Origin of the sequence: Bacillus xiapuensis (assembly GCF_002797355.1) — a bacterium.
In the GTDB taxonomy this organism is placed as follows: domain Bacteria; phylum Bacillota; class Bacilli; order Bacillales; family Domibacillaceae; genus Bacillus_CE; species Bacillus_CE xiapuensis.
In genome coordinates, this window is record NZ_KZ454939.1 from 2,143,599 (window position 1) to 2,164,415 (window position 20,817).

A 20,817-nucleotide genomic window follows, 5' to 3' on the forward strand; every position below is an offset into this window, starting at 1 on the left:
CTAATATCCTTGCTGCTGACGGCGGTAATTGACTTCATTTTTTGCGATGTAGGCTTTTTCTACCTCTTCCGCTGTGAATCCCAGCATTCTTCCAAGAGCAAAATAATCATTGAACAGCATCAGATAGGTTGCTAGAGACTTTTCTTTCATAAATTGAGTAATCGCTTCATAGACGCGCAAAAACTGGGCGGTTGCTGTTTCTGCCGGAGGAGCTGGAGTCCACTCCGTTTCCTGCTCAAACTTCAGCAGCAAACCGAGCGATAAAACAAAGTGCACGCCATCCACAAATTCTTCTAAAATAACCGATTGTTCACTGGAGCCTTTTTTGCTCCAAAATTTAAAGCAGCGTGTTTCATTCGCCAGCTCGCCTGTTTCCACAAGCAAAGCCAGCGCTTTCTTGTCAAATAAATCCGCTTGTTCCAGTCCATGCTCCCTTTCGATGTATGCATCCAGTGCTCTTTGCATATCAAATAGCTTTGATAAATTCATTTTCCTCTCCCTTTCCTTATGAAAAGTAAGCAAGTATGCCCAGATCCAGGACGGCTAATAGCGGCATGCCATATTTAAAGGCGGCGTGTTTTGTCTTATGACGATGTGTTTGCATAGCCACCCAGCTTCCCACCGCCCCGCCGGCGAAGGCCAGAAGCCAGAGCACCCATTCGCTCGTGCGCCAAGCTCTGCGCTTCGCTTTCCTTTTATCATTTGCCATCACCGCATAACTGATGACATTGATAAATAACAAATATACGAACAAATGGACATCCCTCCTTATATTAATTTTACCAGAAAACAGCGCATGTTCGCACTGATGCTCCTGCATATCCCCAAATAAAAAAATCAGACACGCGGCCTGATTTTTTTAGCATTACTTATTTAATTGCGCTTTTGCTGCATCTGCAAGCTGAGCAAATGCTTTCTCATCGCTCACAGCAAGATCGGCAAGCATTTTGCGGTTTACTTCGATGCCGGCAAGCTTTAAACCGTGCATTAAACGGCTGTAAGAAAGGCCATTCATGCGAGCTGCCGCGTTGATACGAGTAATCCAAAGCTTGCGGAAGTCGCGTTTTTTCTGGCGACGATCACGGTAAGCATATTGTAGAGATTTCATTACCTGCTGGTTGGCAACTTTATATAAACGGTGTTTAGCACCGAAAAAACCTTTAGCTAATTTAAGAACTTTCTTACGACGTCTGCGAGTTACTGTTCCGCCTTTTACGCGTGGCATAATATTTCCCTCCTATAAATAATTCCTAATCTTACTTGATGTTGTCTAGCATGTGGCGAATGCGCTTGAAATCGCCTTTAGATACAAGAGCTCCTTTGCGAAGCTTGCGTTTTTGCTTAGTTGATTTATTGGCAAATAAGTGGCTTGTGTAGCCGTGAGAGCGTTTTAATTTACCAGAACCTGTTTTTTTGAAACGCTTAGCTGAGCCGCGGTGGGTTTTCATTTTTGGCATGTGTTATTCCTCCTCAAACTTATTGCTTTTCATTTTTAGGTGCTAAGATTAAGAACATACTGCGGCCGTCCATTTTCGGTTTGGTTTCCACAGTAGCTATTTCCTCACAAGCTTTGGAAAAGCGTTCAAGAACGCGCTGTCCAATTTCTTTATGAGTAATCGCACGTCCCTTAAAGCGGATCGAAGCTTTCACTTTATCGCCTTTTTCAAGGAACTTGATAGCATTGCGAAGTTTCGTATTGAAATCATGTTCTTCAATCGTCGGGCTAAGACGAACTTCTTTGAGATTAATGACTTTTTGGTTTTTTCGAGCTTCCTTCTCTTTCTTCTGCTGTTCAAACTTAAACTTGCCGTAGTCCATAATGCGGGCAACTGGCGGCTTGGCGTTTGGTGCAACCAGCACAAGGTCAAGATTAACGCGTGAAGCTATGTTGAGCGCTTCATTTTTTGATTTAATTCCAAGCTGCTCTCCATTTTGATCGATAAGACGAACCTCACGAGAACGGATTCCCTCGTTTACAAACATGTCTTTGCTAATAATGAGCCACCTCCAAGGTTTGTTAGAATACACGTTATCCTGCGAATACACGTTGACTTCCGACAGCGTTTTTGCTTTTACACATGAAAAATGCGGGCATGAGCGCATACCCGCATAAAAACAGCCCTAAACGGCTATCATTTATTACATTCAAACCTGCCAACTGCCTAGTGCGTCAATCAGGTGAGAAGCGGGTGCTTCTTCTTGTGTATTCTGTTCACCTTAGAACTATATCACAATCCATCATTTTCGTCAATGGATTGTAATGAATCAACGAGATTTATTCTAGCAAAGCTGAATACAATTGGCAAGCATTTTTTGAATTTATCCTTTTTTCACTTCTTTTTTGATCATATCTAAGAAGCTATCAAAGGCCATTGTTTCTGATTTTTGCTCTCCGTATTTACGGACGTTTACCGATTTTGTTTCAATTTCCTTGTCTCCCACAACGAGCATATAAGGGATTTTTTGCATTTGGGCTTCACGGATTTTGTAGCCGATCTTCTCATCACGGTCATCTAGCTCCGTACGGATGCCGGCAGCGCGCAAGCTCTCTTGCACTTCCTTCGCGTAATCAAAATGAACATCGGCAGAAACCGGAATAACCTGCACTTGAACCGGCGCAAGCCAAGTAGGAAAAGCCCCCTTGTATTCTTCAATTAAGAAAGCAACGAACCGCTCCATAGTGGATACGACTCCGCGATGGATCACGACAGGACGGTGCGGCTTGCCGTCTTCTCCAATATAGGACAGATCAAAGCGTTCAGGCAGCAAGAAATCGAGCTGAGCCGTTGAAAGTGTCTCCTCTTTGCCAAGCGCTGTTTTGACCATTACATCCAATTTTGGTCCGTAAAATGCGGCTTCTCCCTCCGCCTCATAATAATCAAGTCCTAAATCATCCATCGCCTCTTTCAGCATACTTTGCGCTTTTTCCCACATTTGATCATCATCATAATATTTTTCTTTATCTAAAGGATCGCGGTAAGATAAGCGGAAAGAATACTCCGTTAAGCTGAAATCCTTGTAGACGTCAAGAATCAGCTGAACGACACGTTTGAATTCATCTTTGATCTGGTCAGGACGAACGAAGATATGAGCGTCATTTAACGTCATCCCGCGAACGCGCTGCAATCCGGATAAAGCGCCGGACAATTCGTAGCGGTGCATCGTGCCAAGCTCGGCAATGCGAATCGGCAGCTGGCGGTAAGAATGAATATTATTTTTGTAAATCATCATATGATGCGGGCAGTTCATTGGGCGAAGGACTAATTGCTCGTTATCCATTTCCATCATCGGAAACATATTCTCCTGATAATGATCCCAATGGCCGCTTGTTTTATACAGATCGACACTGCCCATAATCGGTGTGTACACATGATCGTATCCGAGGCTTTGTTCTTTATCGACAATATAGCGCTCTACAATCCGCCGGACAGTCGCTCCTTTTGGCAGCCACATCGGCAAGCCTTGTCCGACTTTTTGTGAAGTCATAAATAAATTCAACTCTTTGCCGATTTTTCGGTGATCGCGCTCTTTCGCTTCTTGAAGCATCTTCAAATGTTTGTTTAAATCTTCTTTGTTAAAGAAAGCTGTTCCATATATGCGCTGAAGCATCTTATTATTGCTGTCTCCGCGCCAGTAGGCTCCGGCAATGCTGAGCAGTTTAAATTCTTTAATCTTGCCGGTCGAAGGCACGTGAACACCGCGGCAAAGATCGATAAAATCACCCTGTTCATACATGGTCACGGTTTCTTCTTCCGGAATAGCATCGATTAATTCCAGCTTGTACTCATCACCGATTTCTTCAAAGAATGTCTTCGCTTCATTGCGGCTGACTTCTTTGCGAACGATTTCGATGTTTTCACCGATGATTTTTTTCATTTCTTTCTCAATCTTCGGCAAGTCCTCCGGTGTAATCGATTGATCTATATCCATATCATAGTAAAACCCGCCTTCAATGACCGGCCCCACGCCAAGCTTAACGTTTTCTGCCCCATAGAGGCGCTTCACAGCTTGAGCCATCAGATGGGCGGTGCTGTGGCGCAAGATCTCTAGCGCATCCTCATGATCTGGTGTAATAATTTCTAAGCTGCCTCCTTCTTCAATCGGTGTGCGCAAATCCATTAATTGGCCGCTCACCTTACCAGCCAGCGCTTTTTTTCGCAAACCCGGGCTAATGGATTGAGCTATTTCTTCCGTGGTCGTACCCTTAGGGAACTCCTTGACAGATCCGTCAGGAAAAGTAATTTTCATCATGTCAGACATTGCTTCCAACTCCTTTTTCATAAAATAAAAAACCCCGCCCCTTCAATAAATGAAGGGACGAGGTTGATCGCGATTCCACCCTACTTTTCAGCCTAGCTAGACTGAAATCTCCAGTTCAGATAACGGCTGCTGCCGCCGGTCCGTTACTTGCCTTTCTTCTGCTTTCACGGCCGTGGTTCAGAGGCGGTAAGTATTCTCTTCGTGTTAGGAAAGTTGCAGCCCTTGCTTTCCCTCTCTGGAAACCGTAAAAGAATCCTCATATCCTCGTCATAACCTTTGGAAATATTAGTTGTATGTAGGTATTATAGGCCTTCGATCCGCGAAAATCAATAGGCCCGCTCCATTTTTTGCGTTTATTTGCGGCGGTTCTTCCCTTGCATTCCGACAGGAACTGTCAAATAGCGAATACGCTCCATCACTCGCTTTGCCTTCATCTCTTCTTTTTCCCCGCGCTGCGAGTACGTTAAATGATGCTCAAGTTCCGTATAGCCAAAATTGGAAGTGAAAAAAGTCGGCAAATTTTCGAGCATGCGGAATTGTAAAATAGTACCGAGAATTTCATCGCGCATCCAGCTTGACATCGCTTCAGCTCCAATATCATCAATCATCAGCACTGGAGCTTTTTTCACTACATCCAGCTTGCTGTTCATCGAATGATCGGAAAAGGATTGCTTTATTTCGCGAACGAATTCCGGAAAATAGACGATCAGTGAGGATACGCCGGCTTCCGCTAAATCATTGGCAATGGCACCCAGCAAATAAGATTTGCCCACTCCAAAAGGTCCGTAAATATATAATCCCTTGGCATGGGAATTCTCAGCGTAGGCCTCAGTAAAGCTTTGCGCCGCTTCAATCGCTTTCCAGCGGTCTTGGTCACCGAGGTCTAGATTCGTAAACTTCGCATCCAGAATATCTTTGGGCACATAAAGACTTGAAATCAACTTTTCATTCTTGCGCTGTTCGTCATCACGGATTTTGCGCGGACAGCGGTGATAATCTATGTCGATGCCCCCCCGGCGCCATACGAGCTTCGGTTCAAATCCTTTCATAACATTGACGCATTCCCCTAAGCTCGGGCATTGGTCGCATGAAATGCTCTGTGTTTTGTACTCATACAGCTTCATTAAGTTTCTGTTGAGCACATCCGGTGTCAATTCTTGCTGATGTTCCTGAAGAAATTGCTGGACTGCCGGATCCCGCAAAATCTCCTGCCGCATGCTCTCATAACGGGCTTGAAAATCAGGAGATTTCGTGAGTTTATTAAGCGTTTTATCAATTTTCTTCATCCTTTGTCACCCGCCTTTTTAATCGCCTGTTTTTAATCTTCTCTTCTAATTCACGCCTTTTAGCTTCCACATCCATTTGTCCATCGTCAGAAGGGACAGAATCGTCATCCTTTTTATGGAACCATTCAGGCAGCTTTTCCGTGCGCATTACCTTGCGGCTGTTCTTTTGTTTATTTTTTGCCCAATCTAAATATTGGCGGTGCTCATTCTTTGCTAGCTCCATCGCCTCTTTCACGGTTTTAACCTTCTTTCGCGCCCAATGCGAAGCGATCTTATCCACATAGCTTTTCGACAGCTTCATATCCGTTTTTATCAGGACATATTGAATAAGGACATTCACCACACCAGCTGGCAGCTTATGCTGAAAGAGCGCGCCTTCAATTACTTGCATGTCCGATTTCGAAGGAAGACTGCCGGAAATATCGATCAAAAGCTGTCTGGGAGACGTCGTTTCCAAATAATCAATTAATTCTTCTTCCTTCGTGCTCGGTTCTGGCGCCGCGGTCCGCAAAGCAGGTGGCTGCACTAATGGGATGAGCTCCGGCAAATCATTCCCCTTCTCCAGCTGATACCAATCCCGAGCGGCTTTCCGCAAAACTTCCATGTCAATTTCATCTCTTTCATCCATGGCCGTTAACAATAAATTCTTCATTTCCAGCGGGCCAATTCCGTAAAGAAACGATAATTTTGCAATCATTTCCTTAATGGAAGGTGTTAATACAGCCCGAGACAGCATCGCGCCCTTTAAGGAACTTTCAAGCAGGCTAAAATCAAACTGTTCACTCGAAAGCGGAACGCCCTCGCTGCTTTTGCGGGCGGCATAACGCTGATCTTCCGGAAGAAGGCTCGCTTTCATCGCCTCTGGATCAAGCGTCATTTGACCAGCAGAAAAAACTTCCTGAAAGTCGCGGGTGACCTCATGATAAGCGGATTTGTCAACTAGATGATCCGCAAAAAAGGCTTTTAGACGGGAGAAATGGCTGCGGCCAATTTTACGGAAAAGAAACACGTTCAGCATGCCGTCATTAAAAAAATGTTCCGGTGAAAGCGGCGGCTGTAGCTCATAGATAAATTCCCGAAGTTCATCATGTTTCCGAGCATATGTTTTTAATAAGCCGAGCGCTTCCAGCTGCAGGCGGCTGTCATAAATCTCCTGAATATTTATGTTGAGAAAGTTCATTAAATGATAATGATTGGATTCGCGGGCGCAAAGGCGATTCTCTTCCACTTCGGCCCACAGCGTCATATACAAGCTGAAGCTCCTTGCTCCAATCAGTGGCTGATAGAGCATAGTTAACACCTTTCGATCAAGCTCATGAAGCACGCCTGCTAAGCAAACCGAATACATATCAACCGGCTGAATTTCATTCCAATGTCTGTTCATCGTTCATCTAACCTTTCGATGAAAAAAGCTAGAGAACCCTTTTGTCTCCAGCCTGTTATTTCACTTTTTTTATTAATTCCTTCAATTCATCCAAAAACACATTAATGTCTTTAAACTGGCGGTAGACGGAAGCAAACCGGACATACGCCACTTCATCGACTTCTGCCAGACGGTCCATCACCATCTCCCCGACTTTATCCGATTCAATTTCAGTATACCCTTGGCTGCGGATTTCCTTCTCTACATCCAGAGAAATTTGTTCTAGCTTTTCCAATGATACCGGACGCTTCTCGCAGGCTTTCACCAGGCCCCGAAGCATTTTATCGCGATTAAATTCTTCACGCATCCCTTCTTTTTTGACGACAATAAGCGGCAGGTCCTCCACTTTTTCAAATGTGGTAAACCGGTATGTACAAGACTCGCACTCCCGCCGGCGGCGGATCGACCGCCCTTCGTCTACAGGCCTTGAATCAATTACTCTCGTGCCATTATGCTGGCAAGCTGGACACTTCATCCCATCAACCCCGCTTCTTATTTGCTATAATCATCATATAAAAAAGAAGAAAAATGCACAAGGCATGTTTATCTGCGCGAATAAGAAAAGGTGCATGCTTGTGCATACACCTGTTTTTTTAATTGATGGTTATTTTTCGCTTTGCTTGAACAGGGCCCATTCCGCGAGGCATTTCCATGCTTTCGTTACTCTCTGCCTCTAAAGCCTCTGCGATATAGTTGGCGGCTATGTTCGGATCCAAATCACCGCATGTATACACATCTATGCTCGCATAGCCGTGCTCCGGGAAGCTGTGAATTGTTAAATGAGATTCTGAAATGATGACCACACCGCTCACACCATGTGGAGCAAATTTATGAAATACAACCTCGCGGATTTCCGCACCTGATTTTAATGCAGCTTCCACAAAAATTTGTTCAATTTTTTCCATATCATTTAACTTTTCAATATTACAGCCCCATAATTCTGAAATGACATGACGACCCATTGTTTCCATTGATCGTTTCCCCCTTTTACAATGTATGTTTTGGCCATAGGCTTTTGTAAAAGTGATAACTACCACGGGGGAAAGTTAGTCCGAAGAGGTCCTAACCCTTTAAGTAGCTATTTTATTTACGGGAATTAGTATACTTGGATCGAACCGAATTTGCAATAATCAATTTTGAATTTCTCTCTTAACAGCTGCGCCCTTTACATTTATTTAGCCTTCTTATTCGGCCGATGATTATTCCCGCAAAAAAGCTGACTCACAAAGAAGCCTGTACCGGTATACTGACTTGATCAGGCAGCATGCGGCATTTGACTTCTTTATTAGAGTCAGCTTTTTTCATGAGAATTACGCAGTTACTTCAGCTTTTTTTTTCATTTCTTTTGCCGTATAATTCACTAGATCGACGACTCGGCAAGAATAGCCCCATTCGTTGTCATACCATGCAAGAACTTTCACTTTCGTTCCGTCTATTACCATCGTAGACAGGCCGTCCACGATGGATGAGAGCGGATTGGTATTGAAATCAACCGATACGAGCGGCTCTGTAGTGAAACCAAGAATGCCGTTCAGCTGATTTTGCGAGGCCTCGATGAATGCCCCGTTTACTTCTTCCACTGTGACTTCACGCTTCAAGTCTACAACCAAATCAACGAGAGACACGTTTGTCGTCGGCACCCGCAGAGCCATGCCGTGCAGCTTTCCTTTCAATTCAGGAAGCACAAGTGACAAAGCTTTCGCCGCGCCCGTTGAAGTCGGAATGATGGATTGCGCACACGCCCGTGCACGGCGCAGATCTTTATGCGGATTGTCGATATTTTTTTGATCATTGGTATACGCATGAACCGTTGTCATTAAGCCATTGTTAATTCCAAATTTTTCATTAAGCACTTTAGCTACCGGAGCCAGGCAGTTTGTTGTACAAGAAGCGTTGGAAATGACCTCGTGTTCGTCAATTTTTAAATCGCTTTCATTTACGCCCATAACAATTGTCACATCTTCATTTTTACCCGGTGCTGTTAAAATAACCTTCTTTGCACCCGCTTGAAGATGAAGAGCTGCTTTATCGCGGGCATTAAATTTACCAGTCGCTTCAATGACGATATCAATATCGAGATCTCTCCAAGGAAGCTCAAGCGGATCGCGGCTGCTCAACAGTTGAACGCGCTTGCCGTTGACAATTAATGCATCTTCTTCTGTTAATACTTCTCCTTCAAACTTGCCATGATTTGTGTCATACTTAATTAGATGAGCAAGAGTCTCAGCAGGGTAGCTGGCATTTACCGCAACAATGTCCAATCCTTCCTCCAAAATGGCTTTACGGAACACCATTCTCCCGATACGGCCAAAACCGTTGATCGCTACTTTCACCTTCATATACCGGCTCCTCCTATATCAATAAATGTTATATACTTATTTAGTTTTTTGCCTGTGATTAGTATAACATATTTGATTTTATATGGAATGGTTAAATCTTTAATTTCAGAAATTTAATTATTCTGAAAAATGCGGTCCACCTTCCAAAAAAACCGCCCTTCCTGAAGGCGGTTTAAGGCTGAAGCTGCCAACCATCCAAACATTGGAGCAGCTGCTTTCTTGTTTCTTCTATGGTGCCATTGTTGTCAATAACAGCATCGGCTTGTCTCACTTTATCGGAAAGAGGAAGCTGAGAAGCGATGCGGGCTTTCGCCGCTTGTTCGTCCAACCCATTGCGTGCCATTAGCCGCCGCAATTGCACCTCTTTATCGGCAAATACGACGATGACCTTATCGACCATCCATGTCAACCGGCTTTCAAACAACAGCGGAATATCCATAAAGATCGTTTGCTTGCCGCTTTGTACAGCCGCTGCTTTTTCCTCCAGCATCTTGCGGCGGACAGCAGGATGGACAATTTCGTTCAGTTTCTTCCTTTCCGCTTCATCGTTAAATACTCTTTCTCCAAGTTTAGCCCGATTGAGTGTGCCGTCCGGCTGGAGAATATCTTCCCCAAATGCTTCCACAATTTGTGAATGCGCAGGCTCTCCCGGCTCCACGGCTGCCCGCGCTGCGATATCCGCATCTATGACGGCATAATCCATTTTTTTCAACATGCGGCTAACCGTGCTTTTTCCGCTGGCAATTCCACCGGTCAGCCCAATCACCTTCACCATCTTGATCCACCTTTCACATTTTAAACGTACCTAACAGAATCAATAAAATACCCGGCAAAAAAGCGACGTTCTGAACCCACCGAATCCCCGCAAATCTTTTGCCGCACCAAAGCCCGCTCGTAATGAATAAAAAGTTCATCCCGGCGACAGAAAAAGCAAGAAGCAATGGCGGATAATTAAGCATGACCGCACCGATTCCCGCACCAAACGAATCAAGGGATAACGCGAACCCGAGCAGGAGGGCCTCAAAGCCTGAAATCGTTCCGGACTGATCCAAGTCGGCGGCTGCAGGACGCTTTAAAATTTGTATAACTATGCCGATCCGTTTGAATTCCCAGCAGACAAGAGCGGCCTCATCTGATTTGCTGCTGTGAGGATCCGCCCGGAAAAACTGCCATAAAATCCAGACGCCGAGCAAGATTAAAACCGATCCTCCTGCACGTTTTGCCGCTTCCTCCGTCAGAAGCTGCCCAAGGATATGCCCGGTGCCCATCGCCGCCAGCAGCGACAAAGCAGAACACATAGACAAAACAATGGAGGATCTGCCCGGCAGCGTTAATTTTTTCAATCCATAAGCAAATCCCGCATTGAAACTGTCTAAACTAACAGCCGCGGCAAGCATCAAAAGAGATAAATAAGCATCCATTCCATAGCTCCTCCCCTATCGGCTAATACGATAGTATATGGGGAAACTCCATGGAATGTTCTGTTACTCAGGAAGGGCTGTATGTTTGACAAATCGGGCAAAAATGCGTGCCTCTGCCAGCCGTTTTCCTTTTTTCAATTGGGGTGCCGCATGCTAAACAAGGCTCTCCCGCGCGTCCGTATACGAACAGCTTTTGCTGAAACATTCCTATCTGTCCCTGGCTGTTGACATAGGAGCGGATGGTGCTGCCCCCTTGCTCCACCGCTTCCTTGAGCGTCGCTACTATTTCCTGATGCAGGACAGTAATTTCCTCTTCTTGAAGGGAACAGGCCTTGCGTTCAGGATGGATGCTGGCGCGGAATAAAGCTTCATCCACATATATATTGCCAAGACCGACAAATACCTTTTGGTCAAGCAGCACCGCTTTGATCTTTCTATCCGTTTTCCGAAGTCTTTCCTTCATATAGCTGACTGTAAATTCCTCTGAAAATGGTTCTGGTCCCAGCTGTGACAGCGGCAATGACTTAAATGCCTCTCCCCTTGCGAATAAATGCATGGTGCCAAATTTGCGCACATCTCGGTATCTCAGCTCCGTACCATCTGTAAAGGTAAAAATGACATGCGTATGCGGCTCTTCTTCTTCTCCTGCATGATGCAGGCGGTATTTTCCTTCCATTCGCAAGTGAGACACAAGCGAATAGTGATCCAGTAAAAAAATTAAAAACTTGCCCCGTCTGAAAATATCGTGAATGGTTTCTTCCATTAATGCCTCGGCGAATTGTTCAGCTTGTTCTGGTTTTCTAATGATGTTCGGCCAGCGAACCTCCACCTTCTGGATCGTTTTTCCAACGACCAGCTGGCTGAGTGTGCGCCGGACCGTTTCAACCTCTGGAAGCTCCGGCATCTATATCCCCCTCTCCTGTCGCCTAATGGATGACAAGCTGCCACGCCACCCTTGTTTAAGAGCAGGCTTTATTTCGCATCATACCAGGTCGGACCATAAGAATAGTCAACTTTTAAAGGAACCTTTAATTCGACCGCGTGCTCCATCACCTCTGGCACAAGCTTGCTCATGATTTCGATTTCTTTGTTCGGCACTTCAAAAATTAATTCATCGTGCACCTGCAAAAGCAGCTTTGACTGCAGCTTCTCCTTCTCTAGCCTTGCCGCTGTGTCAATCATCGCTTTCTTAATAATATCAGCCGCGCTTCCTTGAATCGGTGTGTTCATGGCCGTTCTCTCGCCAAAACTGCGCAAGTTAAAATTGCGGCTTGTGATTTCAGGGAGATACCGCCGCCGATTCAGCAGTGTAGTGACGTATCCTTTTTCCTTGGCTTCGCGGACAATTGCCTCCATATATTCTTTCACACCCGGATAAGAAGCGAAATAACGCTCAATAAATTGAGCGGCTTCTTTCCTTGTGATTCCCAAGTTTTGTGACAGGCCATAATCGCTGATGCCATACACGATTCCAAAATTCACCGCTTTCGCTTGGCGGCGCATATTGCTGTCCACTTCTTCTTTCGTTACATGAAAGACATCCATGGCCGTCTTCGTATGAATATCCATATCTTGGCGAAAAGCATCCATCAATTTTTCATCGTCAGCGATATGGGCCAACACACGCAGTTCAATTTGCGAATAATCAGCTGCAAAGATCACCGCCTCGCTGCTTGCAGGAACAAACGCTTGGCGAATTTTTCTGCCTTCCTCCAAACGGATGGGAATGTTTTGCAAATTAGGTTCCGTGGAGCTTAATCGGCCGGTCTGCGTCAGCGCTTGATTAAAACGAGTATGAATTTTTCCGCTGCTGTCATCCACAACCTTCAGCAGCCCTTCAATATAAGTAGATTGTAATTTGCCAAGCTGGCGGTAATGAAGGATATGCTCAACAATTTCATGTGAAGAAGCAAGCTTCTCCAGCACGTCCGCTGATGTAGAATAGCCGGTTTTCGTTTTCTTAATCGGAGGCAAACCCAGCTTTTCAAAAAGAACCGTTCCAAGCTGCTTTGGTGAATTAATGTTAAATTCCGTGCCGGCTAACTGATGGATCGTCCGTTCAATCACCGCCAGCTGACTTTTCAATTCTTCCCCCATTTGCTTCAAGCGATCGGCATCAACTTGGACACCCGCTGATTCCATGTCGGCCAGAATATGGGCCAGCGGCAACTCTAAGTCATAGAATAATTCAAGCTGTTCGTTTTCTTTCAGCTCTTTTAAACATTTCTCTTTCAATTCTTCTAAGGCCGCAGCTTTCGAAGCAATATGCTCAGCGTATACCTCTTCTTCGGGCAGTTTTCGTTTTGCTCCTTTGCCATACACCGCTTCATCCGCCTGAATATTTCCGAGGCCATGCAGCTTTGCCACGGCCGCAAAATCTTCTGGGGATTCGGATGGATTAATTAAATAGGAAGCCAGCAGCACATCAAAATCCACTCCTCTTAATTCGATCCCATGGCGCCGCAAACCAATAATAGTGCGCTTCGCATCGAATACGGATTTCTTCTGCTGCTCGTCTTCAGCCCATGCCCGAAAAGCGGGAGAATGAAGCGCCGTTTCCGCAGGGATGAAAGAAACTCCCTGATCATCGGCTAAGCCGAATCCAGCAATCTCGGCATGATGATAATTATCTGTGATCATTTCCAAATAAAAGGAAGAACTTCCGCTGAAAAATTGGTCATCCAGTTCGGTTGCCAGGCTGTAGCGGACAGGCTGATGCGCAGCTGCCTCAGCGGCCGGACGCTCCAATTTATTAAGCAAAGAGTTAAAGCCGAGATCTTTAAACAGCTCATATACTTGCGTCTCATCCGGCTCCTTGTACTTGAGCTCCTCCAAAGAAAAATCCACTGGCACATCGCGCATAATTGTCGCAAGCTCCTTGCTCATCAAGGCTTGATCCTTATGCTCTGCCAATTTTTCTTTGAGCTTTTTGCCGCTTACTTCATCGATGGATGCTAACAGCTCTTCCACTGTGCCGAACTGCTTGAGCAATTTAATCGCCGTCTTCTCTCCTACACCGGGCACACCGGGAATATTATCCGATTTATCCCCCATCAAACCTTTCATATCGATGATTTGCTCTGGTGTCAATCCGTATTTTTCCTGAACATGAGCCGGGGTGTACACCTCGATATCGGTGATGCCTTTGCGGGTGATGCAGACAGTCGTTGCCTTTGAGCTTAGCTGGGTTAAATCTTTATCACCTGAAAACACCTTCACTTCAAAGCCCGCTTGTTCCGCCTGTAAAGACAGCGTTCCAATAATATCATCCGCTTCATAATTATCCAGTTCATAATGCGGAATTTTATAGGCTTTCAGCAGCTCCCGCAAATAAGGAAATTGTTCAGACAGCTCGGGCGGCGTTTTTTGCCGGCCGCCTTTGTATTCTTCAAATGTCTGGTGGCGGAATGTCGTTTTCCCGGCATCGAACGCCACGAGCATGTGAGTCGGCTGCTCCTCCTCTAAAATCTTCATGAGCATCATGGTAAATCCATATATTGCATTCGTATGTACGCCTTTATCATTATTCAGCAAAGGAAGCGCAAAAAACGCCCGGTACGCCACACTGTTTCCATCGATCAGCACTATTTTCTTCTTCAATCTTTCATCCTCCTCTTGGAGTCCTTTATTTCTTTAAACGCAACAAAAAAAGCCGCTATTTTCCTTCTTATTCTATCATGATCAGAATAGAAAAGGAAAATAACGGCCTTTTGATCATCCCACCGTCCAGACGCTTTGTTTTTAAAAAAAGGCGAGGGGCCTAATCGCCCCTCAAAAGGACAGCTGTTGGATTAAAGGGGGGTTGATAAATTCATTATAAACGCCTTTTATAAACTAGGTGTAAACCAATGATTAATTTTTTGTAAATATAACATAATTTACTGTTTACTCTTCTATAATGGGTTGTTTCTTTAGTTTTACAATAAAGGTGGTGCCTTCATTAATTTCACTTTGAACGCTAATCTTGGCATCATGCGCTTCTAAAATATGCTTTACGATCGCCAAACCAAGCCCTGTTCCTCCCGAATTTCGGCTTCTTGCTTTATCTACCCGATAAAAGCGTTCGAAAATCCTCGGCACTTCTTCTTTGCTTATCCCGATTCCATTATCGGAGATCTCCACAATAACATAGCGTTCTTCTTCATAGGCGCCGATAAAGATGCGGCCGCCTTCTTGCGTGTACAGGATCGCGTTCGTAATTAAATTGAAGAACACTTGTTTAAGCCGGTAAATGTCACCTTTCACTTCGAGGTTCTCTTGCATATTCATCGTCAATTCAATATTCTTTTCTTCTATCCGATTTTCAAGTGTCGGGATAATCTCGCGAATCATCGTATCGATGCGGACCGTTTTGAGAATGAGCTTAATCCCTTTCTGCTCAATCTTGGACAATTCAAGCAAGTCCATGACCAGTGTCTGCATGCGCTCGCTTTCTTTAAATATAATATTCAAAAACATGGTCAATGCTTCTTTGTCATTCATCGCGCCATCAAGCAAGGTTTCCGAAAATCCTTTAATGGAAGTAATCGGCGTTTTCAGTTCATGAGAAACATTTGCGACGAAATCCTTGCGCATTTGTTCCAGTTTCTTCAGTTCCGTAATATCATGAAAGACGATAAGAATCCCCTTCCATTCATCATTCGTACCGATGATCGGCGCTCCAGATACTTCAAAATGCTTTCTCTCAATGCCGAGCGGCAAAAGCAGCTGCTTACGCACGTTTTGCTCGGTCATAAATACTTCTTCAATTATTTCCACTACTTCTTTGTACCGAATGGCTTCATGATATCGTCTTTTAATTAATTGCTCATCCTTGATATGAAAATACTTTTTAAAGGATTTATTGATCATCGTAATAAAGCCGCGATCATCAATCAACAGCAGACCGCTTTCCATATTCTCGATTAATGTGGTCAGCCGGTTTTGATGCACTTCTTGCGCTTGCATCATTTCTTGCAGGTTACGGGCGAGAATGTTAATGGAAGTATTGAGCATTCCGACTTCGTCGGGCGGTGTTTCGTACGTTCTTGCCCGATAATTGCCCTTTGCGAGCTCAATCGCTACTTTTGTTGCCGATTCGATCGGTCTCGTATAGCGGTTCGTGATTTTTGTGCCAACAAAAATGATTAAGATGAGTGACGCGCCAAGAGAGGATAAGAGTATCAGCCAAATTTGCTGATAAATGTGATGAAGCTCACGAACCTTCGTGTTTAGCACTAACAGGGCTTCTCCTGCGCCATCTTGACCGGCAATGATGCTCCAGCGGTACTGCTCTCCGTATTTAACAGCTAGTGACTCCTGATAAGTTTCCGGATCCTTCAGCGTAGCAATGCGCTTGATAATTTGCTGATGGTCGGATTGCTTCGAACCATCTCCCCCCTTGCTGTCAAAGAGGATTTTCCCCGAAGGCTCGGCCACCGTGACGCGAACTTTTAAACGCTTGCTCCATTGCTGCACTTGTTCATTAGAAAACTGTGCAATCCCGCCGTCCCTTTTGATTTGATCAGCTAGTAAATCCGCCTCTTTCTCCAACCGCTCATTAAATGTGTCTAAATAATACCCTTTGAACATCTGTCCCAGAATGACTCCAAGAGCAATTAATACTAGAACAATCAAAGAAATGAGCGCCAGCACGAGACGAGTGCGAAACTTAATCATGAAGTTTTGGGCTCCTCTAATTTATATCCAAGTCCACGAATCGTTTTTATGTATTGGGGCTTTCTTGTATTTTTTTCTATTTTTTCACGCAAATGGCTAATGTGAACGTCAACTATTCTCGTGTCGCCGGCAAAATCATACTTCCATACAGCACTTAATAATTGATCACGTGTAAGAACACGTCCTTTATTCTCCACGAGATAAAGAAGCAATTCAAATTCTTTCGGCGTTAATTCCAGCAGTTCGCCAAAGAAGTAGGCTTCATACTGTTCGGGGAATATTTTCAGCTCCGCTACTTCTAAGTATTGTTTATCCTCACTATCCGGCTCTTCCATTTTCGGCATATGCTGAATTCTCCGCAGGATCGCTTTAACGCGCGCCGTTAATTCACGCGGACTGAACGGCTTAGTCATATAATCATCCGCTCCAAGCTCTAATCCAAGCACCTTATCAAACTCTTCATCTTTTGCTGTCAGCATTAATATAGGCGTGCTCACTTTGCGCTGCCTTAAATCTTTGCACACTTCCATGCCATCCAGATTGGGAAGCATCCAATCCAGAATGATTAAATCCGGATGATCCTCTAACGCTTTTTTTAAGCCTTCTCCTCCATCCAAAGCAGTAATTACATGATAACCCGCCTGCTCTAAATTATATTTGATTAATGTGACAATCGATTTTTCATCGTCCACAACTAGTATCGTTTTTGTCATGCCATCCTCCCCAGAAACAAAAGTAAAATCCCGTTCTTTACCCATTATATATAATTTGCGTTTAATACGAAAGATGATTAAAGACACAACACGGCATGCACTTCTTCAGCTTCTGCCATTTTTTCCATCGTGAAAAAAAGGACCCCTACTAAACGGGGGCCCCTCTTCTTGTGAAGCTTTGCCGCAACTATTAAGCAAGTGCTTTCATCACATTGCGGACAGAATCAGCAGATTTGTTAAGAGCTGCCTTTTCTTCCTCAGTTAATTCAAGTTCGATAATTTTTTCAATTCCGTCTTTTCCAAGTATGGCCGGCACACCGAGATAAATGCCCTCATACCCATATTCTCCTTCCAGATAGGCAATGGAAGGCATTATGCGGCGCTGATCTTTAAGAATGGCTTCTGTCATTTCCACTAGGGAAGCCGCAGGCGCATAATAAGCAGAGCCGTTGCCTAAAAGGGCTACGATTTCACCGCCGCCTTTGCGAGTTCGTTCTACAATGGCATCTAAACGCTCTTTCGGAAGAAGCGTTTCTAATGGAATGCCGCCCGCGTAAGAATAGCGTACAAGCGGCACCATATCATCGCCATGACCGCCCAAGACGAAGCCCGTAATGTCTTTAACAGAAAGATTCAGCTCCTGGGCGATAAATGTGCGGAAGCGGGCAGTATCCAACACACCGGATTGTCCAATTACACGGTTTTTAGGGAAACCGGATTCTTTATATACAGTATAAGTCATCGCATCCACTGGGTTTGTTAAAACGATAATTCGGCAGCTTGGTGAGTATTGAACCACTTGCGCTGTAACAGCTTTCATGACTTTTTGGTTGGTTTGCACTAAGTCATCACGGCTCATGCCCGGTTTACGTGCGATTCCCGCCGTGATAATGACGATATCGGAACCCTCCGTATCCGCGTAGTCAGCCGTGCCGATTATGTTCGCGTCAAAGCCTTGAACCGGGCTAGCTTCGAGCATATCAAGCGCTTTCCCTTTTGTCGGGCCTTCCGCTTGAGGAACATCCACTAGCACGACATCTCCAAGCTCTTTCTGAGCAAGAAGGAAAGCAGTTGTTGCACCGGTAAATCCTGCACCAATAACAGATATTTTTTTGCGCTGCAAACCCATTGTTACGTTCCCCCTTAATATGGAAATACCGTTCCTCAAGGCTGAGGAACGGATTATTCAACTATTATAGATTCTTAATTAATTCATCAGCAAATTCGGATGTTTTCACTTCTGTTGCTCCATCCATCAGACGGGCAAAGTCATAAGTAACCACTTTAGAAGCGATGGTTTTCTCCACTGATTTGGTGATTAGCTGCGCTGCCTCATTCCATCCTAAATGCTCAAGCATTAACACGCCTGAAAGAAGAACCGATGAAGGATTCACTTTATCTAAGCCGGCATATTTAGGAGCGGTGCCGTGTGTCGCTTCAAAGATCGCATGGCCAGTTTCATAGTTAATATTCGCACCAGGGGCGATTCCGATACCGCCAACTTGAGCTGCTAGCGCGTCAGAGATATAATCGCCATTCAAGTTCATTGTAGCCACCACGTCGAACTCCTTTGGACGAGTTAAGATCTGCTGCAGGAAGATATCCGCAATGGAATCTTTCACAATCACTTTGCCGGCTGCTTCCGCATCGGCCTGCGCTTTATTCGCTGCATCTTTTCCTTGTTCTTCTTTAATTCTGTCGTATTGGGCCCAAGTAAACACCTGATCGCCGAATTCTTTCTCAGCCAGCTCGTAGCCCCAGTTCTTGAAGGCCCCCTCAGTAAACTTCATGATGTTTCCTTTATGTACTAAGGTAACGGATTTGCGCCCTTCTTTAATTGCATAATTAATGGCCGCGCGCACGAGACGGCTTGTACCTTCCTTAGAAACCGGCTTGATGCCAAGTCCGGATGTTTCAGGGAAACGGATTTTGTTTACACCCATTTCAGCCTGCAGGAAGTTAAGCAGTTTCTTCACATCTTCTGAGCCTTCAGCATATTCAATCCCCGCATAAATATCCTCTGTATTTTCACGGAAAATCACCATGTCTGTATCTTCCGGGCGCTTGACCGGCGAAGGAACTCCTTCGAAGTAGCGCACTGGGCGAAGACATACAAACAAGTCTAATTCCTGCCGAAGAGCGACGTTTAATGAACGGATACCGCCCCCTACAGGAGTTGTTAACGGACCTTTAATCGCAATTAAATATTCCCGGATTTGCTCCAGTGTTTCTTCCGGAAGCCATTTGCCGGTTTTGTTGAAAGCTTTTTCCCCAGCGTATACTTCCATCCATTCAATTTTCTTCTCGCCGTTGTAAGCTTTTTCAACCGCTGCATCTAATACCCGGGAAGCTGCCGCCCAAATATCAGGACCAATTCCATCCCCTTCAATAAATGGAATAATCGGCTGATTAGGGACATTTAGAACACCATTTTGAACCGTGATTTTTTCGCCTTGAGTCATCTTACACTACCTCCAATTCCAGAATCAGAGGTTAGAGGCCGGTGCCACTAACCTTTATTTAGCACTTACGCTTATATTACATCAATTTTTGAGCGATTTGTAAATATCAGAATTATCCGCGCTCCTCAATCGGCACATATCTTTGCATTTCCGGTCCCGTGTATTCCGCTCTTGGACGGATCAGGCGGTTATTGGAATATTGCTCCAAAATATGCGCCAGCCAGCCGGAGATACGGCTTACTGCAAAGATAGGCGTAAACAGGTCATGTTCAATGCCTAAGCTGTGGTAAACAGATGCGGAATAGAAATCCACATTGGGAGGAAGATTCTTCTGTGATGTGACTATTCTTTCAATCTCAGTGGACATTTCATACCACTTTGGCTCTCCCTTGCTTTCCGTCAGCTTTTTGGACATTTCTTTCAAGTGTTTGGCGCGCGGGTCGCCTTTGCGGTACACGCGGTGGCCAAAGCCCATAATTTTTTCCTTATTGTTTAATTTATTTAAAATATAAGGTTCCACGTTATCAGTCGAACCGATTTCTGAAAGCATCTTCATTACCTGCTCGTTGGCTCCGCCATGAAGAGGCCCTTTTAATGCACTGATGGCAGACGTTACCCCTGAATAAACATCGGATAATGTAGCCACACAAACGCGCGCTGTAAAGGTGGATGCGTTTAATTCGTGATCCGCATGCAGAACAAGAGCTTTGTTAAACGCTTCCACCTCCACTGACTCAGGCTCCCTGCCGGATAGCATATATAAGAAATTAGCGGCCATTCCCAAGTCTTTGCGCGGAGCAACGGGCTCTTCGCCTTTGCGTATGCGGGCGAAAGCTGTTACAAGCGCAGGAAGCTTCGCTTGGAGGCGGACGGCTTTGCGATAATTCGCTTCATCGCTCATGACATCCGCTTCCTCATCGTATAACCCGAGCAAAGAAACAGCTGTTCGCAATGCGGCCATCGGATGAACTCGGTCAATCGGATACATTTTAAAATGATGATAGATCTCTTCAGGGAGGTCATAGTTATCTGCTAGTTGCTGCTTTAATTCGTCTAATTCCGACCGTGTAGGAAGCCGACGGTGCCAAAGCAAATAAACAACCTCTTCAAAACTTGCATTTTCAGCCAAATCATCAATATTATAGCCTGCATATGTAAGAGTGTCGTCAATAATGGAACTTACCGACGATGTAGTTGCTACTACTCCTTCTAATCCGCGAGTTGTCGTCATAATTTATTCTCTCCTTCGCCTTTA

20 protein-coding genes and 1 other annotated feature are annotated in these 20,817 nt (G+C 44.9%); all 20 genes read right to left on the reverse strand.

The features are described 5' to 3' along the window. The 20 genes from CEF20_RS10730 to citZ all read right to left on the reverse strand — a co-directional run bounded on the left by CEF20_RS10730 (window position 1) and on the right by citZ (window position 20,793). On the reverse strand, window positions 1-489 hold the full coding sequence (locus tag CEF20_RS10730) for a dUTP diphosphatase (protein WP_100331804.1): 489 nt from the start codon (window positions 487-489) through the stop codon (window positions 1-3). 16 nt (window positions 490-505) lie between these two features. After that, entirely contained in the window at window positions 506-754 is a 249-nt protein-coding gene (locus CEF20_RS10735) for a DUF1294 domain-containing protein (RefSeq protein WP_408607787.1), read from the reverse strand. A gap of 111 nt (window positions 755-865) precedes the next feature. Beyond that, the gene (rplT, locus tag CEF20_RS10740) at window positions 866-1,225 is read right to left on the reverse strand and encodes a 50S ribosomal protein L20 (RefSeq protein WP_100331806.1); all 360 of its coding nucleotides are present in this window, start codon (window positions 1,223-1,225) and stop codon (window positions 866-868) included. Window positions 1,226-1,256: 31 nt separating this feature from the next. Beyond that, window positions 1,257-1,457 carry a 50S ribosomal protein L35 gene (gene rpmI / locus CEF20_RS10745; RefSeq protein WP_100331807.1) on the reverse strand — a complete coding sequence of 67 codons (201 nt, stop codon included), beginning with the start codon at window positions 1,455-1,457 and terminating at the stop codon, window positions 1,257-1,259. Window positions 1,458-1,476: 19 nt separating this feature from the next. Then, complete coding sequence (gene infC / locus CEF20_RS10750; RefSeq protein ID WP_198508510.1) at window positions 1,477-1,998, reverse strand: translation initiation factor IF-3; 522 nt, start codon at window positions 1,996-1,998, stop codon at window positions 1,477-1,479. A 75-nt stretch (window positions 1,999-2,073) separates the two neighbouring features. Further along, window positions 2,074-2,207: a sequence feature (ribosomal protein L20 leader region), on the reverse strand. Between the two features lie 112 nt (window positions 2,208-2,319). Further along, on the reverse strand, window positions 2,320-4,260 hold the full coding sequence (thrS, locus tag CEF20_RS10755; RefSeq protein ID WP_100331809.1) for a threonine--tRNA ligase: 1,941 nt from the start codon (window positions 4,258-4,260) through the stop codon (window positions 2,320-2,322). 353 nt (window positions 4,261-4,613) lie between these two features. Next, entirely contained in the window at window positions 4,614-5,546 is a 933-nt protein-coding gene (gene dnaI / locus CEF20_RS10760) for a primosomal protein DnaI (protein WP_100331810.1), read from the reverse strand. Beyond that, the gene (locus CEF20_RS10765) at window positions 5,533-6,930 is read right to left on the reverse strand and encodes a replication initiation and membrane attachment family protein (protein ID WP_100331811.1); all 1,398 of its coding nucleotides are present in this window, start codon (window positions 6,928-6,930) and stop codon (window positions 5,533-5,535) included. Before CEF20_RS10765 ends, dnaI begins: the two co-directional genes overlap by 14 nt. Before the next feature lie 55 nt (window positions 6,931-6,985). Then, the gene (gene nrdR, locus CEF20_RS10770; RefSeq protein ID WP_100331812.1) at window positions 6,986-7,444 is read right to left on the reverse strand and encodes a transcriptional regulator NrdR; all 459 of its coding nucleotides are present in this window, start codon (window positions 7,442-7,444) and stop codon (window positions 6,986-6,988) included. Window positions 7,445-7,562: 118 nt separating this feature from the next. Continuing rightward, the gene (speD, locus tag CEF20_RS10775) at window positions 7,563-7,940 is read right to left on the reverse strand and encodes an adenosylmethionine decarboxylase (protein ID WP_100331813.1); all 378 of its coding nucleotides are present in this window, start codon (window positions 7,938-7,940) and stop codon (window positions 7,563-7,565) included. Between the two features lie 339 nt (window positions 7,941-8,279). After that, window positions 8,280-9,308 (reverse strand): glyceraldehyde-3-phosphate dehydrogenase, encoded by a 1,029-nt coding sequence (locus tag CEF20_RS10780; protein ID WP_100331814.1) that lies wholly within the window; start codon window positions 9,306-9,308, stop codon window positions 8,280-8,282. A 172-nt stretch (window positions 9,309-9,480) separates the two neighbouring features. Further along, window positions 9,481-10,083 carry a dephospho-CoA kinase gene (gene coaE, locus CEF20_RS10785; RefSeq protein ID WP_100331815.1) on the reverse strand — a complete coding sequence of 201 codons (603 nt, stop codon included), beginning with the start codon at window positions 10,081-10,083 and terminating at the stop codon, window positions 9,481-9,483. 13 nt (window positions 10,084-10,096) lie between these two features. Next, window positions 10,097-10,729: a sporulation membrane protein YtaF gene (ytaF, locus tag CEF20_RS10790; protein WP_100331816.1), complete on the reverse strand. Its 633-nt coding sequence runs from the start codon at window positions 10,727-10,729 to the stop codon at window positions 10,097-10,099. Between the two features lie 67 nt (window positions 10,730-10,796). Further along, entirely contained in the window at window positions 10,797-11,633 is an 837-nt protein-coding gene (gene mutM, locus CEF20_RS10795) for a DNA-formamidopyrimidine glycosylase (protein WP_100331817.1), read from the reverse strand. Between the two features lie 68 nt (window positions 11,634-11,701). Beyond that, window positions 11,702-14,329, reverse strand: coding sequence for a DNA polymerase I (gene polA / locus CEF20_RS10800; protein ID WP_100331818.1), 2,628 nt, complete (start codon window positions 14,327-14,329; stop codon window positions 11,702-11,704). A gap of 285 nt (window positions 14,330-14,614) precedes the next feature. Continuing rightward, window positions 14,615-16,387, reverse strand: coding sequence for a two-component system histidine kinase PnpS (gene pnpS / locus CEF20_RS10805; protein ID WP_100331819.1), 1,773 nt, complete (start codon window positions 16,385-16,387; stop codon window positions 14,615-14,617). Continuing rightward, entirely contained in the window at window positions 16,384-17,100 is a 717-nt protein-coding gene (locus CEF20_RS10810; RefSeq protein ID WP_100331820.1) for a response regulator transcription factor, read from the reverse strand. The genes pnpS and CEF20_RS10810 overlap by 4 nt, the downstream gene beginning before the upstream one ends. Before the next feature lie 190 nt (window positions 17,101-17,290). After that, window positions 17,291-18,229, reverse strand: a complete 939-nt coding sequence (mdh, locus tag CEF20_RS10815) for a malate dehydrogenase (protein ID WP_100331821.1) — start codon at window positions 18,227-18,229, stop codon at window positions 17,291-17,293. Window positions 18,230-18,293: 64 nt separating this feature from the next. Continuing rightward, window positions 18,294-19,562 carry an NADP-dependent isocitrate dehydrogenase gene (gene icd, locus CEF20_RS10820; protein WP_100331822.1) on the reverse strand — a complete coding sequence of 423 codons (1,269 nt, stop codon included), beginning with the start codon at window positions 19,560-19,562 and terminating at the stop codon, window positions 18,294-18,296. A 112-nt stretch (window positions 19,563-19,674) separates the two neighbouring features. Then, window positions 19,675-20,793, reverse strand: coding sequence for a citrate synthase (gene citZ, locus CEF20_RS10825; RefSeq protein WP_100331823.1), 1,119 nt, complete (start codon window positions 20,791-20,793; stop codon window positions 19,675-19,677). Window positions 20,794-20,817: the final 24 nt, after the last annotated feature.

What these genes read in the sequence shown, in the direction of transcription:
- CEF20_RS10765 (WP_100331811.1), bottom strand. Translation starts at nt 6,930, where the DNA reads ATGAACAGACATTGGAATGAAATTCAGCCGGTTGATATGTATTCGGTT.
- CEF20_RS10810 (WP_100331820.1), bottom strand. Translation starts at nt 17,100, where the DNA reads ATGACAAAAACGATACTAGTTGTGGACGATGAAAAATCGATTGTCACA.
- ytaF (WP_100331816.1), bottom strand. Translation starts at nt 10,729, where the DNA reads ATGGATGCTTATTTATCTCTTTTGATGCTTGCCGCGGCTGTTAGTTTA.
- rplT (WP_100331806.1), bottom strand. Translation starts at nt 1,225, where the DNA reads ATGCCACGCGTAAAAGGCGGAACAGTAACTCGCAGACGTCGTAAGAAA.
- thrS (WP_100331809.1), bottom strand. Translation starts at nt 4,260, where the DNA reads ATGTCTGACATGATGAAAATTACTTTTCCTGACGGATCTGTCAAGGAG.
- mdh (WP_100331821.1), bottom strand. Translation starts at nt 18,229, where the DNA reads ATGGGTTTGCAGCGCAAAAAAATATCTGTTATTGGTGCAGGATTTACC.
- CEF20_RS10780 (WP_100331814.1), bottom strand. Translation starts at nt 9,308, where the DNA reads ATGAAGGTGAAAGTAGCGATCAACGGTTTTGGCCGTATCGGGAGAATG.
- pnpS (WP_100331819.1), bottom strand. Translation starts at nt 16,387, where the DNA reads ATGATTAAGTTTCGCACTCGTCTCGTGCTGGCGCTCATTTCTTTGATT.
- icd (WP_100331822.1), bottom strand. Translation starts at nt 19,562, where the DNA reads ATGACTCAAGGCGAAAAAATCACGGTTCAAAATGGTGTTCTAAATGTC.
- CEF20_RS10730 (WP_100331804.1), bottom strand. Translation starts at nt 489, where the DNA reads ATGAATTTATCAAAGCTATTTGATATGCAAAGAGCACTGGATGCATAC.
- coaE (WP_100331815.1), bottom strand. Translation starts at nt 10,083, where the DNA reads ATGGTGAAGGTGATTGGGCTGACCGGTGGAATTGCCAGCGGAAAAAGC.
- speD (WP_100331813.1), bottom strand. Translation starts at nt 7,940, where the DNA reads ATGGAAACAATGGGTCGTCATGTCATTTCAGAATTATGGGGCTGTAAT.
- dnaI (WP_100331810.1), bottom strand. Translation starts at nt 5,546, where the DNA reads ATGAAGAAAATTGATAAAACGCTTAATAAACTCACGAAATCTCCTGAT.
- mutM (WP_100331817.1), bottom strand. Translation starts at nt 11,633, where the DNA reads ATGCCGGAGCTTCCAGAGGTTGAAACGGTCCGGCGCACACTCAGCCAG.
- rpmI (WP_100331807.1), bottom strand. Translation starts at nt 1,457, where the DNA reads ATGCCAAAAATGAAAACCCACCGCGGCTCAGCTAAGCGTTTCAAAAAA.
- nrdR (WP_100331812.1), bottom strand. Translation starts at nt 7,444, where the DNA reads ATGAAGTGTCCAGCTTGCCAGCATAATGGCACGAGAGTAATTGATTCA.
- citZ (WP_100331823.1), bottom strand. Translation starts at nt 20,793, where the DNA reads ATGACGACAACTCGCGGATTAGAAGGAGTAGTAGCAACTACATCGTCG.